This is a genomic window from Cellulomonas sp. C5510 (assembly GCF_019797765.1).
Classification (GTDB): Bacteria; Actinomycetota; Actinomycetes; order Actinomycetales; family Cellulomonadaceae; genus Cellulomonas.
Genome location: NZ_CP081862.1, coordinates 974,258 through 988,887, shown reverse-complemented (window position 1 = coordinate 988,887; position 14,630 = coordinate 974,258). Strand labels below are relative to the sequence as shown.

The following is a 14,630-nucleotide window of genomic DNA, read 5'->3' as shown; positions in this document are numbered from 1 at the left end:
CGCCGGTCGCGTCGGGGACGCGGCCGGCGGGCGGGCTCACTTCACGTACGCGATGCCCTCCGCGGCGGGTGCCCGCACGCGGCCGACGAGGCCGGCGACCGCGAAGATCGTCACCACGTACGGGGTCATCAGCATGATCTGGCTGGGGATGGGCGTGCCGATGATGCCGAGCACGACCTGCAGGTTGTCGGCGAACCCGAACAGCAGGGCGGCGGCCAGCGCGCCCTTGGGGCTCCACCGGCCGAGGATCATCGCCGCGAGGGCGATGAAGCCCTTGCCGCCGGTCATCTCCTTGCCGAACGCGAGGCCGTTCGCGACGGTGAAGAACGCGCCGCCGAGACCCGCGACCGCGCCGCCCAGCAGGGTGTTGCGCAGCCGCGTGCGGTTGACGTTGATGCCGACGGTGTCCGCCGCCTTCGGGTGCTCGCCGACGGCCCGCATGCGCAGGCCCCAGCGGCTGCGGAACACCAGCACCTGCAGCACGATCACCACGACGTACATCACGTACACCAGTGCGGTCTGGCGGAACAGGACCGGGCCGATCACCGGGATGTCGGACAGGCCGGGGATCGCCAGGGTCGGCAGGCGCGGCGGGGTGTTGAGCGAGCCGGCGTTCTCCTTGAGCACGGTCGAGAACAGGTAGCTCGTGATGCCGACGACCAGCACGTTCAGCACGACGCCGACGATGATCTGGTCCACGACGTACTTGATGGCGAACGCCACCAGCAGCGCCGAGACCAGAGCGCCGGCGACCGGCGCCGCGAGCAGGCCCATGTACGCGCTCTGGGTGAGCGTCGCGACGACGGCCGCGAGGAACGCCCCCGCGAGCAGCTGGCCCTCGATCGCGATGTTGATGATGCCGGAGCGCTCGCACAGCAGACCGGCGAGCGAGCCGAACACCAGCGGCACCGCGAGGAACAGCGAGCCCTGCAGCAGCGACGTCAGCGGCAGGGGCTGCGCCTTGTCCGCGACCGCCCACGTGAGCAGCGCGAAGATCAGCGCCACCGCGTACACGGCGGGCAGCCAGATGCCGGTCTTCCGACGGGTCCGGGCGGCCTGGAACGTCCACGCCGACAGCGCGACCGCCACGAGGCACAGCAGGAGCGCGGTGAGCTTCGACGGCACCGTGAAGGCCAGGTTCTCGCCCGGCCAGAACACGGTGAACGTCGTCTCCCGGCCGGACGCCGGCAGGACGCCGAACAGCAGCAGGGCGAGGACGGCGACCGACGCGTACCCGATCGGCGCCTTGTAGGAGATCGGCGGCAGCGGCTTGCCCGTGGCGGGCGCCGGCGCGGCCGGGGCGGGGGCGGTCACGGCGCTCACGCTGCGGCCTCCTTCACGACGGGGGCGGACAGCTCGGGGGCAGCCCCCGACGCGCCGCGCGGGGACGGGAGGCGGAACACGGCCCGCACGAGCGGCGGTGCCGCGATGAACAGGACGACCAGCGACTGCACGACGAGCACGATGTCGATCGGCGTGCCGGTCCGGGACTGCATCGCGAAGCCACCGGCCCGCAGCGCGCCGAACAGCAGGCCCGCCAGGAACGTGCCGAGCGGCTTGGACCGGCCGAGCAGCGCCACCGTGATCGCGTCGAACCCGAAGGACGCCGCGACGCCGGCGGTGAGCACCTTCTCGGTGCCGAGCACCTGCGCCGTGCCGGCCAGCCCGGCCAGGGCGCCGGCGACCACCATGACCCACAGGTACATGCGGTTGACGTTGATGCCGGCGGTCCGGGCGGCGCTCGCGTTGGAGCCGACCGCGCGGAACGCGAAGCCGATCGTCGACCGGTTCATGAGCCACCACACGAACACCGCGGCGAGGATCGCGACGACGAACCCGAGGTGCAGCCGGAACTGCGACCCGAGCAGCAGCGGGTACAGCGCGCTGTCCTTGATCGGCGGCGAGATCGGGTTGTTGCTGCCCCCGCGCTTGAACGCGCCCAGCGTCAGCAGGTAGCCGACCAGGTAGATCGCGATGTTGTTCAGCATGATCGTCACGATCACCTCGTTGGCGCCGGTCCGGGCCTTGAGGTAGCCGGCGATGCCGGCCCACAGACCGCCGCCGATCGCGCCGCCGATGACGGCCAGCAGCAGGTGCAGGCCCGGGGGCAGCGAGAACGCGAAGCCGATGTACCCGGCGAACACCGCGCCGAGGATGATCTGGCCCTGCGCACCGATGTTGAACATCCCGGCGCGGAAGCCGATCCCGAGGCCCAGGCCCGCGAGGATCAGCGGGACCGACCAGGTCATGGTCTCGGTGATCGGCCGGATGGCCCGGACGAACGACGACGCCGTCGGGTCGAGCACGGCGCCCTCGAACAGCGCGCGGTACGCGCCCCAGACGGCCGTCCAGACGGCCGAGAAGAAGTCCGAGGGACGCGCGAACAGGTAGCCCGCCGCGTCCTGCACGGCGGAGTCGGCGGCCGCGATGAGCACGCCGGAGATGATCAGCGCGAGCACGACCGCGGCGACCGTCACCAGCCAGGAGCTGGAGAGCATCTCGCGCAGCGCGCCCTGGGCGCGGGCCTCCAGGCCGTCGTCGCGCCGGGGGGCCGGCGCCGTGGACCCGGCCGGCTTGTCGGGGGCGGGGGTCGCCTCGCTCACTTGCTCTCCTCCTCGGAGGCGTCGATGTCGGCCACGCCGAGCACGGTGTGGTGGGACGCGGCCTGCTGCTCGGCCTCGGCCTGCGGGACGCCGGCCATCATGAGGCCCAGGACGTCCCGGTCGGTGCCGCCGGGGACGATGCCGACGATGCGGCCGCGGTACATGACGACGATCCGGTCGGCCAGCGCGAGCACCTCGTCGAGCTCGGTGGACACGATGATCACCGGGGTGCCGTTGTCCCGCTCCTGCACGACGCGCTTGTGCACGAACTCGATGGACCCGACGTCGAGGCCGCGGGTCGGCTGCGACGCGATGAACAGCCGCAGCGGCCGGGACATCTCGCGGGCCAGGACGACCTTCTGCTGGTTACCGCCCGACAGCGTGCCGGCGGCGGCGTCGACGGACGGCGTCCGGACGTCGAACTCGACGGTGCGCTGCTCGGCGTTCTCCCGGACGGTGCGGGGGTCGAGCGAGATCCCGCGGGCGAACGGCTCGCGGTCGTACAGGTCGAGGATGAGGTTCTCGGCCACCGAGAAGTCGGCGACCAGGCCGTCCTCGGTGCGGTCCTCGGGCACGAACCCGACGCCCGCCTGCAGCACGTCCTTGACCGAGCGGCCCACCAGCTCGGTGCCGTCCAGCACGACGGAACCGGCGACGGGCTGCTGGAGCCCGAGGATGACCTCGGTCAGCTCGGTCTGGCCGTTGCCCTGCACGCCGGCGACCGCGACGATCTCCCCGCGCGCGACGTCGAACGACACGTCGTCGACCTGCCGGACACCGGCCTCGTCGAGCACCGACAGGTTCCGGACCCGCAGCGCCACCTCGCCCGGCTGCGCGGGAGCGCGGTCCACGCCGAGCGACACCGACCGGCCGACCATGAGCGACGCGAGCTCGGTCTCCGCGGCGTCCGGCCACGCGCTGCCGACGACCTTGCCGCGGCGGATGACCGTGATGCGGTCCGCGACGGCACGGACCTCGCGGAGCTTGTGGGTGATGAAGACGATGGAGGTGCCGGCCGCCTTGAGCTGGCGCATGATCGCGATCAGCTCGTCCGTCTCCTGGGGCGTGAGCACCGCGGTGGGCTCGTCCAGGATCAGCACCTGCGCGTCGCGTGACAGCGCCTTGATGATCTCCACCCGCTGCTGCGCGCCGACCGGGAGGTCCTCGACGAGGGCGTCGGGGTCCACGTCGAACCCGAAGCGGTCGGAGATCTCCTTGACGCGGCGCCGCGCCTCGGGCAGGTCGATGAGCCCGCCGCCCTTGACCGGCTCGTAGCCGAGGACGACGTTCTCCGCGACGGTGAACACGGGCACGAGCATGAAGTGCTGGTGCACCATGCCGATGCCGGCGGCCATCGCGTCACCGGGCCCGGTGAACGTCACCGGTGCCCCGTCGACGAGGATCTGCCCGTCGTCCGGGTCGTAGAACCCGTAGAGCACGTTCATGAGCGTGCTCTTGCCCGCGCCGTTCTCACCCAGCAGCGCGTGGATCTCGCCGGGCTCGACCACGAGGTCGATGTGGTCGTTCGCCACCAGGGCGCCGAAACGCTTGGTGATCCCCCGCAGCTCCAGCTTCACGTGGGCCTGCTCCTTCGGTCGTTCGTCGTGCGCACACTAGGGCAATTCCGGCGCCTTGTGGGCATCCCCCGGCGTGCGCGTGGGGGTGAACGCAGGAGGTGGCCCGGGCAGACCAGCTGCCCGGGCCACCCCTGGGTGCTGCGTCAGTTCTGGCTCGGGGACTCCACGACCAGGTCACCGGAGATGATCTGGGCCTTGAGGTCCTCGACCGCCGTCTTGACGTCGTCGGTCACGACCGAGTCGAAGTCGTGGAACGGGGCGATGCCGATGCCGCCGTTCTCCAGCGTGCCGACGTACGGGTCGGAGGAGAAGTTGCCGTCCGCGGCCTCCGAGACCGTGTCGAACACGGCCTGGCCGATCTCCTTCATGACCGAGGTCAGGACGATCGCGGAGTAGTCCGGCGCCGTGAGGTACCAGTCGGCGTCCACGCCGACGATCGAGACGTCGCCGGCCTCCTGGGCCGCCGCCGCCGCGCCGAGGCCGACCGGGCCGGCGACGGGCATGATGACGTCCGCGCCCTGGTCGATGAAGCCCTTGGCGAGGTTCTGGCCGTTGGCCTGGTTCTCGAAGTCACCGGTGAAGGAACCCGTCTGGGCCTCCTTGTCCCAGCCGAGGACCTTGACGTCCGCGCCGTTGTCCTCGTTGTACTTCGCGACGCCGTCGACGAAGCCGTCCATGAAGATCGAGACCGACGGCAGCTGGATGCCGCCGAACGTCGCGACGGTGCCGGTGGCCGACGTGCCCGCGGCGGCGTAGCCGGCGAGGTAGGCGGCCTCCTGCGTGTTGAACAGGAGCGGCTTGGCGTTGTCGAGCGTGACCGGCTTGAAGTCCGCGTCGGAGAACGACGAGTCGATCAGCGCGAACTCGATGTCCGGGTTCGCCTCGGCGGCCGTCTGGATCGGGTCCTCGAGGAGGAAGCCGACGCCGATGATGAGGTCGCAGTCCTGCTGCACGAGCGAGTCGATGTTCGGCGTGAAGTCGGTCTCGGCCTGCGACTCGACCTTGACCTCCTGGACGCCCAGCTCCTCGACCGCGCGGTCGAGGCCCTCGGCACCGGACTGGTTGAAGGACTTGTCCTCGAAACCGCCCGAGTCGGAGACCATGCAGGCCTTGAAGTCCGACGCGCCGGTGTCGGAGCCGCCGGTCTCCTCGGAGTCCTCCGGCGCGCTGCCGCACGCGGCGAGGGCGAGCGCGACAGCCCCGCTGAGGGCGGCCACACGGATGATCTTCTTCACGCGACACTCCTGCTTCTCGTCGTCGACCGGTCCGGTGGCCCGGCCCGCGCCGCACGCGCCGTTGCGCGCGGCCCGGGAGCAGGGTCCGTCCGGTGTTCGGCACGACCCTAGCGAGGCGCGGGTGTCCGCTGTGTTACCGGGCGGTCACACCGCCCCTTCGTTACGGACTTGGAACAATCGGGACCTCTCGGGCACCTCAGCCGTCACCCGGCCGGGTGCACGCGTCGGGGCTCAGCCCGCCGCGTGGCCGTCGGCGCCCGCCCGCAGGACCGCCCGGGCCAGCAGGGCGGCGCCGGCGGCGATCGCCTGCTCGTCGACCACCAGGTCCCCCTGGTGGATGTCGTAGGTCCGCCCGCCCGGCGTGCGGGTCCCGAGCCGGGCCATGGCACCGGGCACCTTCGTCAGGTACCAGGCGAAGTCCTCGCCCCCGAGCGACTGCTCGGTGAGCTGTACCGAGTCCTCGCCGAGCACGTCGCGCGCGGCGCCCTCGAGCACCGCGACGGCGCGCTCGTCGTTCTCGACCGGCGGCACCCCGCGCTGGTGCCGCACCTCGACCTCGACGCCGTACGGCGCGACGACCTGCTCGACGGCGTCGTGCACCACCTGCGTCGCCCGCTCCCACGCCCGCACGTCCAGGCAGCGCAGGGTGCCGCGCACGGAGCCCGAGGCCGGGATGGCGTTGTGGGCGGCGCCGGCCTGCACGGCGCCCCAGGTCAGGTTGACGCCGGAGCGCGGGTCGAGCCGACGGCCGAGCACCGCCGGGACCTGTGTGATGACCTGGCCGAGCGCGTAGACGACGTCGCCTGTGAGGTGCGGGCGCGACGTGTGCCCGCCGGGCCCGGTGACGACCACGGTGATCTCGTCGGAGGCCGAGGTGATCGGCCCGATGCGGGTGCCGATGCGCCCGACGTCGACCTTCGGGTCGCAGTGCACGGCGAAGATCCGGCCGATGCCGTCGAGACCGCCGGCGCTGATCACGTCGAGCGCGCCGCCCGGCTGCACCTCCTCCGCCGGCTGCAGCAGGAGCCGCACGCCGACCGGGAGGTCCCCCGTGCTGTGCAGCTCGGCGAGCACCAGGCCCGCGCCGAGCACCGCCGCGGTGTGGACGTCGTGGCCGCAGGCGTGTGCGACGCCGTGGACCGTCGAGGCGAACGGCAGCCCCGTGGTCTCCTGCACCGGCAGCGCGTCGATGTCCGCGCGCAGGGCGATGCGGCGGCGGCCGGTCTCGAGGGGGCTCGGCCCGATGTCGCACGTCAGCCCGGTGCCGGGCAGCAGCCGCGGGGTCAGGCCCGCGAGGCGGAGGCGGTCGGCGACGAGCCGGGTGGTGCGCTGCTCCGTGCGGCCGAGCTCGGGGTGGGCGTGGATGTCCCGCCGGATCTCCACGAGCTCGGGGTGCAGCGTGGCGACCAGCTGGGTCACCCGGGAGGCGTCGACGATCACGCCACCGACCCTAGTCGCCCCCGCGGCGGTCGCCCGGGGACGACCGCCGACCGGGACGCAGGTCAGAGCAGGTCGTCGCGCCCCCGCGCCCGCCAGCCGTCCACCGCCTGCTTCACGGCCTGGGCGTGCTCCCGCGTCGTCACGAGCAGCGCGTCCGGGGTGTCCACGACCACCGCGTCGGGGACACCGAGCACGGTGACGGTGCGGCCGGCAGCGGGGACCACCAGCGCACCGGGCGCCGCGATCCGCTGCACGGCCGCGTCGTCGCCGAGCGTGCGGGCCGCCTCGGCGTCGACCGTCGGCAGGAGAGCGCCGAGCGACGCGAAGTCGCCGACGTCGTCCCACGTGAACGACCCCGGCACGACGGCCACACCGCCCGCGGCGGCGACCGGCTCGGCGATGGCGTGGTCGATGGCGATCTTCGTCAGACCCGGCCAGACCTCCGCGAGCACCTGGTCCCGGCGGTCCGGGTCGTCCCAGGCCGAGGCGATCGTGCGCAGGCCCTCGGCGAGCGCCGGGAGCTGGGTCGCGAGGTGGTCCAGCAGGACGCCCGCCTGCACGAGGAACATGCCCGCGTTCCAGCGGTACTCCCCCGTGGCGAGGTACGCGGCGGCGGTCTCGGCGTCCGGCTTCTCCGTGAAGCCTGCGACGTGCCGGGCGCTCGGGGCGTCGGGCACGCCGAGCGGGGCGCCGGAGCGGACGTAGCCGAAGGCCGTCGAGGGCTCGGTCGCCGTGATGCCGATCGTCACGACGTACCCGGCCCGCGCGGCCGCGACGCCCTCGGCGACCGCGCCCCAGAACGCCTCGAGGTCGACGATGACGTGGTCCGCGGCGAACGAGCCCAGCACCGTCTCCGGGCCGTGCCGCCGCGCGAGCACCGCCGCCGCGAGCCCGATCGCGGCCATCGAGTCACGCGGCGAGGGCTCCGCGAGCACCTGCGAGGCGCCCAGCTCCGGCAGCTGCTCCGCCACGGCCGCGGCGTGCCGGGCGCCCGTGACGACGAGCACGCCGTCCTCGCCGGTCAGCGGGACCAGCCGGTCGACCGTGCCCTGCAGGAGGGTGCGGCCCGTCCCCGTGAGGTCGTGCAGGAACTTCGGCGAGCCCTGCCGGGACAGCGGCCAGAGCCGCGTGCCGGCACCCCCGGCGGGCACCACGGCGTGGAAGCCGGGGATCGGGCGGGGACGTGCGGGCGGGGCCGTCGGGCGCTCGGACATGGCGGTCAGCGTAGCGGCGCGGGGACGGCGGGCCCCGTGGTGCGCGCACCCCCTCGTCCGGCGGTGGGACCCGCGCCCCGACCAGGGACTTCGGTCCCGTCGGGCGTGTGCGGTTCGTCACACTAGGCCGGATCGGTTCTCCGCCACGGGGCCGGACGGCGCACCATCACTACAGTGATCTGACCGGACACTGCAGTCCCGCCCGAACTCGCCAGGAGGCCTACCGTGCCCACGGTGCCTACGACGCCGACCGCGCCCGCCGCCGCACCCCCCCGGGCGGCCCGGAAGCGGACCCCCGGCGGCACCCTCTACCGCGGCCGCGAAGGCATGTGGTCCTGGGTCGCCCACCGCGTGACCGGCGTGCTGATCTTCTTCTTCCTGCTCGTGCACGTGCTGGACACGTCGCTGGTGCGGGTCTCGCCCGAGGCGTACAACGCCGTGATCGGCACCTACAAGAACCCGGTCATGGGGCTCGGCGAGGCCGGTCTCGTGGCCGCCATCGTCTTCCACGCGTTCAACGGCATCCGGATCCTGCTCGTGGACTTCTGGTCCAAGGGCGCGAAGTACCAGCGCGTCATGCTCTGGGTCGTGCTCGGCCTGTTCGTCGTGACGATGGCGGGCTTCCTGCCGCGGCACCTCATGCACGTCTTCGGAGGCGAGTGATGGCGACGATCGCCGCCCCGCGCACGCGGGGTACCGGGCCCGGCCGCCGGACGTCGCGCGGCAACTGGGAGCTCTACGGCTGGGTGTTCATGCGCGCGTCCGGCGTCGTGCTGCTCGTGCTGATCTTCGGGCACCTGTTCGTGAACCTGGTCGCCGGCGAGGGCATCTCCGCCATCGACTTCGGGTTCGTCGCCGGCAAGTGGGCGTCCCCGTTCTGGCAGATCTGGGACCTGCTCATGCTGTGGCTCGCGATGATCCACGGCACCAACGGCGTCCGGACGATCATCAACGACTACGCCGAGCGCGACGGCACCCGGCTGGTGCTCAAGCTCGCCCTGTACGCGGCGTTCACCGTCGTGGTGGTGCTGGGCACGCTGGTGATCTTCACCTTCGACCCGTGCCCCGCGAACAGCCCGGCGGACCTGCTGCCGTCGTTCTGCACCGCCTGACGCCCCGCACCCGCCACCCGCTCCCGCTTTGGAGGCATCGACACCGATGCAGACCCACCAGTTCGACGTCGTGATCGTCGGCGCCGGCGGCGCCGGGATGCGCGCCGCCCTCGAGTCGTCCGCCCGCACCCGCACGGCCGTCATCTCGAAGCTCTACCCCACCCGCTCGCACACCGGGGCGGCGCAGGGCGGCATGTGCGCCGCCCTGGGGAACGTCGAGGACGACAACCCCGAGTGGCACACGTTCGACACCGTCAAGGGCGGGGACTACCTGGTCGACCAGGACGCCGCGACGATCATGGCCGACGAGGCGATCGACGCCGTGCTCGACCTGGAGCGCATGGGCCTGCCGTTCAACCGCACCCCCGAGGGCCGGATCGACCAGCGCCGGTTCGGCGGCCACACCCGCAACCACGGCGAGGCCGCCGTGCGCCGCGCCTGCTACGCCGCGGACCGCACCGGGCACATGATCCTGCAGACGCTTTACCAGCAGTGCGTGAAGAACGAGGTCGCGTTCTTCAACGAGTTCTACGTGCTCGACCTGCTGCTCACGCACGACCTCACGGGGCGCGAGGTGCCCGACGGCGAGGACGTCGCCGTCTCCGGCGTCGTGGCCTACGAGCTCGCGACCGGGGAGATCCACGTGTTCCGCGCCAAGTCCGTGGTCCTGGCCACCGGCGGCGCCGGCAAGATCTACAAGACGACCTCCAACGCGCACACCCTCACCGGCGACGGCATGGCGCTGGCCTACCGCCGCGGGCTGCCGCTGGAGGACATGGAGTTCTTCCAGTTCCACCCGACCGGCCTCGCGGGCCTCGGCATCCTGCTGTCCGAGGCCGCGCGCGGCGAGGGCGGCATCCTGCGCAACGCCGACGGCGAGCGGTTCATGGAGCGGTACGCCCCCACCATCAAGGACCTCGCGCCCCGCGACATCGTCGCCCGGTCGATGGCCAACGAGGTGCGCGAGGGCCGCGGCGCCGGGCCGAACAAGGACTACGTCCTGCTCGACCTCACCCACCTGGACCCCGCGCACATCGACGCGAAGCTCCCCGACATCACGGAGTTCGCGCGGACCTACCTCGGCATCGAGCCGTACACGGAGCCCGTGCCGGTGTACCCGACCGCGCACTACGCCATGGGCGGCGTGCCGACGAACGTCGAGGGCGAGGTCCTGCGGGACACCACGCACGTCGTGAAGGGGCTGTACGCCGCCGGCGAGGTCGCCTGCGTCTCCGTGCACGGCTCGAACCGGCTCGGGACCAACTCCCTGCTCGACATCAACGTGTTCGGCAAGCGCGCCGGCATCTCCGCCGCCGAGTACGCCGCCACCGCGCCGTGGGTCGCCCTGCCGGAGGCCCCGGAGGCGGCCGTCGTCGAGCAGCTCGAGACCATGCGCAGCCGCCCGCAGGGCGAGCGGGTGTCGGACGTGCGCCGCGAGCTGCAGCAGACGATGGACACCAACGCCCAGGTGTTCCGCACCGCGGAGTCCCTGCGGCAGGCGTTCGCCGACATCCAGGCGCTCCAGGAGCGGTACACCCGGGTGTCCGTGCAGGACAAGGGCCGCGCGTTCAACACCGACCTCATCGAGGCGATCGAGCTCGGGTTCCTGCTCGACGTCGCCGAGACCGTCGTCGTCGGGGCGCTGAACCGGCGTGAGTCCCGCGGCGGGCACTTCCGCGAGGACTACCCGCAGCGCGACGACGCGAACTTCATGGAGCACACCATGGCGTACCGCCGGGAGCCGGGCGTGCCCGTCGACTCCCCCGCGGGTTCCGCGCCGAAGGGCGAGGAGGTGCCCGCACCGGGCCCCGGCCGCCCCGTCGTGCTCCTGGGCACCAAGCCCGTCGTGACCACCGTGTACCAGCCGATGGAGCGGAAGTACTGATGACTGCTGTCGCAGAGCGCTCGGCCGGGACCGAGCCGAAGGCCGGCGAGATCCCGACGTTCGACGTCACCCTGAGGATCCGCCGCTACACCCCCGAGACCCACGGTGACGAGCCGTACTGGCAGGAGTTCACGGTCACCGCCCACGGCACCGACCGCCTGCTCGACGCGCTGCACAAGATCAAGTGGGAGCACGACGGGTCGCTGACGTTCCGCCGGTCCTGCGCGCACGGTGTCTGCGGCTCCGACGCCATGCGGATCAACGGCCGCAACCGGCTCGCGTGCAAGGCCCTGCTCAAGGACCTCAACCCCGACAAGCCGATCCTCGTCGAGCCCATCAAGGGCCTGCCGGTCATCAAGGACCTCGTGGTCGACATGGAGCCGTTCTTCGCCTCCTACCGCGAGATCATGCCGTTCCTCATCACCACGGGCACCGAGCCCTCGCGCGAGCGGCTGCAGTCCCCCGAGGAGCGGGCCCGGTTCGACGACACCACCAAGTGCATCCTGTGCGCTGCGTGCACGTCGTCCTGCCCGGTGTTCTGGACGGACGGGCAGTACTTCGGCCCGGCCGCGATCGTCAACGCGCACCGGTTCATCTTCGACAGCCGCGACGAGGGCGGGGCGCAGCGCCTCGAGATCCTCAACGACAAGGAGGGCGTCTGGCGCTGCCGGACGACCTTCAACTGCACCGAGGCGTGCCCGCGCGGCATCGAGGTCACCAAGGCGATCCAGGAGGTCAAGCGCGCGATGATCACCCGCGCGTTCTGACCCCGCGGGCCCGGGCCGCACCTGCGCAACCCCGCACCTCTCTGTGCGTTCGGATCCGAACGCACAGACACACCCGGCGCGTCGGTGCCGAGGGATCCACGCGTCCGGCCGGGACGCGCGGTTCTCCATCCGAGAGCTGCTGTCAGGTGTCGTTCGGATCCGAACAGGCAGACACGCTCGGCGCGTCCATGCCGAGGGATCCCTCGGGGCGACCGGCCGGACACCAGCCCGGAGCGCACGTCGACGTGGGCGGGCCGTGCCCCTCTCGCGCGGCGGGACCACCCGATCCCCCGGGCCCCCGAGCCGGGCCTCGACTCAGTGAGCGGTCCACGCACCGGCCGATGCGCGAGGCACCGCCCGGCGGTGGGCATCCCGGAGCAGGCGGCACCACTCCGCCCGGGCTGAGCGCGTCGCGAGGTCGGCTGCCGTCGCCCGCACGATGACGAGGCCGAGGCGCTCGAGACGCTGCTGCCGGGCCGCGTCGGAGCTCCGCTGCTGCGCCGAGGCGTGGACCGCCCCGTCGTACTCGCCCACGAGCCCGACGTCCGGGTCGAGGACGTCCACGCGGGCCACGAAGCCACCGCGCGCGTCGCGGATCACCGCGTTCGACGTCGGAGGCCGGAGACCGGCCTCGCACCAGAGCAGTCTCATCGCCGACTCCTGCCGCGACTCGACACCGTCCGTCGACAGGGCCACAGCCCGACGTCCGCGGGCTGCACCGGTGAGGTGACGCCTCTCCTCCAGGAGCTCCGCGAGCTGGTCCGGATCCACCAGGCGGAGCGCCCGGAGCCGGTCGATCGCAGCCACCGCCTGGGGCAGCGGGGACAGCCGGGCCAGGTCGAAGGCCGTGCGGAGCGGTGTCGTGACCTCGATGCCGTCGACCCGCTCCCGCTCGGCCGCTGCCACGGGCGTCCTCACGACGCGCCGGAACGGTCGTGCCACGAGTCGCGTCTCCGGCGGGACGAGCAGCAGCACGGGTTCCGGTGCGTCCGGGGAGCCCCACGCGCCGTCGAACTGGGGGACCTCGGATCGTCCCAGACGGCGCCGCTCGTGCACCCGGGCGGCGGCCCACCCGCCGACGACCGCGTCGTCGGGAGCGGCGGTGGTCGCGAGCCGCACACGGGTACCGGGATCCGCCGGGTCGGAGCCGACGACCATCCACAGACCACGCGCCGCCCGGGTGTAGCTCCCGTCGCGCAGGAGGCGTGCGACGCCGAACGCCCGCGCCTGAGCGGTGGTCATCACACTGGGGAGTGCCCCTGTCGCCGCCATGTGACCAGCGTCCACGGCCGTCTCCGTCGACGGACCGTCTGCCGCCGGCGCCCTGGGGACGATCACCGAGGCCACGTGCTGTGGAGGAGCGGGACCCCGGGCGTGGCCGCACGAGGCCAGGTCCGCGTCACGTACGGACCCGCGCCGCGACCCGTGCTCCGTGGTCTGCCCCGGACCGTTCGGACCCTTCGGCACCCACACGCCCGGCGAGTCCGCCCCGACGGATCCGATCACCGACGCCGGACGAGGGCGTTCGCGCGCCACCGCACAGCACTGCGGATCCGTGCGCACGAACACGCCCGGTGAGCCCGTCCCGACGGATCCGAACGGCACCGGAGGGCACCGGAGGGCACCGGAGGGCACCGGAGGGCACCGGAGGGCACCGGAGGGCGAGACCTACCGCCCCGCGCCCACCGGGTCCGTCAGCCCGCCGTGGCGGGGGCGTCGACCGGGGCGGTCTCCTGCTGCGCGGCCGGCGGGTCGGCCGTCCACGCGGCGGCCAGCAGCACCACCCGGGCGATGAGGTTGATCCAGATCAGCAGCGTGACGATGACCGCGAAGGACGCGAGCACCGCGTTCGTCCGCACGGACCCGGCGACCACCGAGGTGCCCAGCACGCGCACGACCCCGAGGCCGATCCCCGCGACGAGCATGCCCTGGCGCAGGTCCCGCCAGGCGGGCCGCTGGCCGCCGAGCAGCACGACGATCATCCAGAAGGTCGCCCCGTCGACGACGAACGCCACGAGGATCCCCCCGGCGCGCAGCACCCACGACGCGACGGTGGAACCGTCGAGGCCGAGCGCGCCGAGCGCCCAGTCCGCGGCCGTCGCGGTGGCGATGCTCAGCACCGCGGACACCAGGACGGCGACCGCGATGCCCGCGAACCCTCCGAGCTCCCGCAGCTTGCCCGCCACGAGGTTGCCTCCGGGGCCGACGTCGGCGAACATCGCGCGGACCGCCGTGCGGAGCGCCGCCATCGCGGAGATCGCGCTCACGACCAGCACGACGACGGCGACGGCGCCGGCGATACCCACGGTCGTGCTGAGGACGAGGTCGTCGGGGTCGACGATCCCGCTCTCGTCGCCGCTGCTGGTCTTCACCAGCCCGGGAAGGTTCGCGTCGATGGTCGTCAGCACCGTGCTGCGCAGCTCGGCGTTGTTGCCGAGCACCGCCATGAAGACGGTGTAGCCGATGGTCAGACCCGCGAACAGCGAGAAGACGGTCGCGTACGCGATGCCCCCGGTGAGCACACCGCCGCCCGCCGCACCGAACCGGGCGTTCGCGCGGGCGGCCCGGGTCTGCTGCCACCACGCGAGCAGGGCCTTCGCGCGGGCGACCAGCCCCGCCGCACCGCCGGGGTACACGCGGGCGCCGATGTCCCGGCGGTTGCCGGCCGCCACGTCGTCGGTGCTGCTGACGGAGGCGTGCGCGTGCCCTGCGCCCCGCGGTTCGGCCGGCAGTCCCATGGTGCGACCCTAGGAGCGAGCGGCGTCTCCGGCATCCCGAACGGGTGCGTCCGCGCCGG

Annotated in this window: 12 protein-coding genes; 4 read left to right on the top strand and 8 right to left on the bottom strand. The window is 72.9% G+C overall.

What is annotated here, in order from left to right; translation table 11 throughout:
• Positions 1–36: 36 nt before the first annotated feature.
• The 6 genes from K5O09_RS04465 to K5O09_RS04440 form a co-directional block, all read right to left on the bottom strand.
• On the bottom strand, positions 37–1,323 hold the full coding sequence (locus K5O09_RS04465; protein WP_222171623.1) for an ABC transporter permease: 1,287 nt from the start codon (positions 1,321–1,323) through the stop codon (positions 37–39).
• Positions 1,320–2,603, bottom strand: a complete 1,284-nt coding sequence (locus K5O09_RS04460) for an ABC transporter permease (protein WP_370635520.1) — start codon at positions 2,601–2,603, stop codon at positions 1,320–1,322. Before K5O09_RS04460 ends, K5O09_RS04465 begins: the two co-directional genes overlap by 4 nt.
• Complete coding sequence (locus K5O09_RS04455) at positions 2,600–4,180, bottom strand: ABC transporter ATP-binding protein (RefSeq protein ID WP_222171622.1); 1,581 nt, start codon at positions 4,178–4,180, stop codon at positions 2,600–2,602. Before K5O09_RS04455 ends, K5O09_RS04460 begins: the two co-directional genes overlap by 4 nt.
• 143 nt (positions 4,181–4,323) lie before the next feature.
• Positions 4,324–5,415, bottom strand: a complete 1,092-nt coding sequence (locus K5O09_RS04450; protein WP_222171621.1) for a BMP family protein — start codon at positions 5,413–5,415, stop codon at positions 4,324–4,326.
• Between the two features lie 231 nt (positions 5,416–5,646).
• Complete coding sequence (locus K5O09_RS04445; RefSeq protein WP_222171620.1) at positions 5,647–6,855, bottom strand: amidohydrolase; 1,209 nt, start codon at positions 6,853–6,855, stop codon at positions 5,647–5,649.
• Positions 6,856–6,917: 62 nt separating this feature from the next.
• The gene (locus tag K5O09_RS04440; protein WP_222171619.1) at positions 6,918–8,069 is read right to left on the bottom strand and encodes a mannose-1-phosphate guanylyltransferase; all 1,152 of its coding nucleotides are present in this window, start codon (positions 8,067–8,069) and stop codon (positions 6,918–6,920) included.
• 234 nt (positions 8,070–8,303) lie between these two features.
• Between K5O09_RS04440 and sdhC the strand changes: the two genes are divergently transcribed.
• From sdhC to K5O09_RS04420, 4 genes are read left to right on the top strand one after another with little or no spacing between them, the layout of a single operon-like run.
• Positions 8,304–8,732 carry a succinate dehydrogenase, cytochrome b556 subunit gene (gene sdhC, locus K5O09_RS04435; protein ID WP_222171618.1) on the top strand — a complete coding sequence of 143 codons (429 nt, stop codon included), beginning with the start codon at positions 8,304–8,306 and terminating at the stop codon, positions 8,730–8,732.
• Positions 8,732–9,181, top strand: a complete 450-nt coding sequence (locus tag K5O09_RS04430) for a succinate dehydrogenase hydrophobic membrane anchor subunit (protein WP_222171617.1) — start codon at positions 8,732–8,734, stop codon at positions 9,179–9,181. The genes sdhC and K5O09_RS04430 overlap by 1 nt, the downstream gene beginning before the upstream one ends.
• Positions 9,182–9,227: 46 nt before the next feature.
• Positions 9,228–11,066 carry a succinate dehydrogenase flavoprotein subunit gene (gene sdhA, locus K5O09_RS04425; RefSeq protein WP_222171616.1) on the top strand — a complete coding sequence of 613 codons (1,839 nt, stop codon included), beginning with the start codon at positions 9,228–9,230 and terminating at the stop codon, positions 11,064–11,066.
• Positions 11,066–11,833, top strand: coding sequence for a succinate dehydrogenase iron-sulfur subunit (locus tag K5O09_RS04420; protein WP_222171615.1), 768 nt, complete (start codon positions 11,066–11,068; stop codon positions 11,831–11,833). Before sdhA ends, K5O09_RS04420 begins: the two co-directional genes overlap by 1 nt.
• Before the next feature lie 315 nt (positions 11,834–12,148).
• Here the strand turns inward: K5O09_RS04420 and K5O09_RS04415 are convergent, their stop codons facing one another.
• On the bottom strand, positions 12,149–13,075 hold the full coding sequence (locus K5O09_RS04415) for an endonuclease domain-containing protein (RefSeq protein WP_222171614.1): 927 nt from the start codon (positions 13,073–13,075) through the stop codon (positions 12,149–12,151).
• Positions 13,076–13,527: 452 nt separating this feature from the next.
• Positions 13,528–14,571 carry a YihY/virulence factor BrkB family protein gene (locus K5O09_RS04410; RefSeq protein ID WP_222171613.1) on the bottom strand — a complete coding sequence of 348 codons (1,044 nt, stop codon included), beginning with the start codon at positions 14,569–14,571 and terminating at the stop codon, positions 13,528–13,530.
• Positions 14,572–14,630: the final 59 nt, after the last annotated feature.

Bases quoted from the DNA above. Each gene is read 5' to 3' on its own strand.
- K5O09_RS04430 (WP_222171617.1), top strand. From the start codon at position 8,732: ATGGCGACGATCGCCGCCCCGCGCACGCGGGGTACCGGGCCCGGCCGC.
- K5O09_RS04410 (WP_222171613.1), bottom strand. From the start codon at position 14,571: ATGGGACTGCCGGCCGAACCGCGGGGCGCAGGGCACGCGCACGCCTCC.
- sdhA (WP_222171616.1), top strand. From the start codon at position 9,228: ATGCAGACCCACCAGTTCGACGTCGTGATCGTCGGCGCCGGCGGCGCC.
- K5O09_RS04420 (WP_222171615.1), top strand. From the start codon at position 11,066: ATGACTGCTGTCGCAGAGCGCTCGGCCGGGACCGAGCCGAAGGCCGGC.
- K5O09_RS04415 (WP_222171614.1), bottom strand. From the start codon at position 13,075: ATGACCACCGCTCAGGCGCGGGCGTTCGGCGTCGCACGCCTCCTGCGC.
- K5O09_RS04440 (WP_222171619.1), bottom strand. From the start codon at position 8,069: ATGTCCGAGCGCCCGACGGCCCCGCCCGCACGTCCCCGCCCGATCCCC.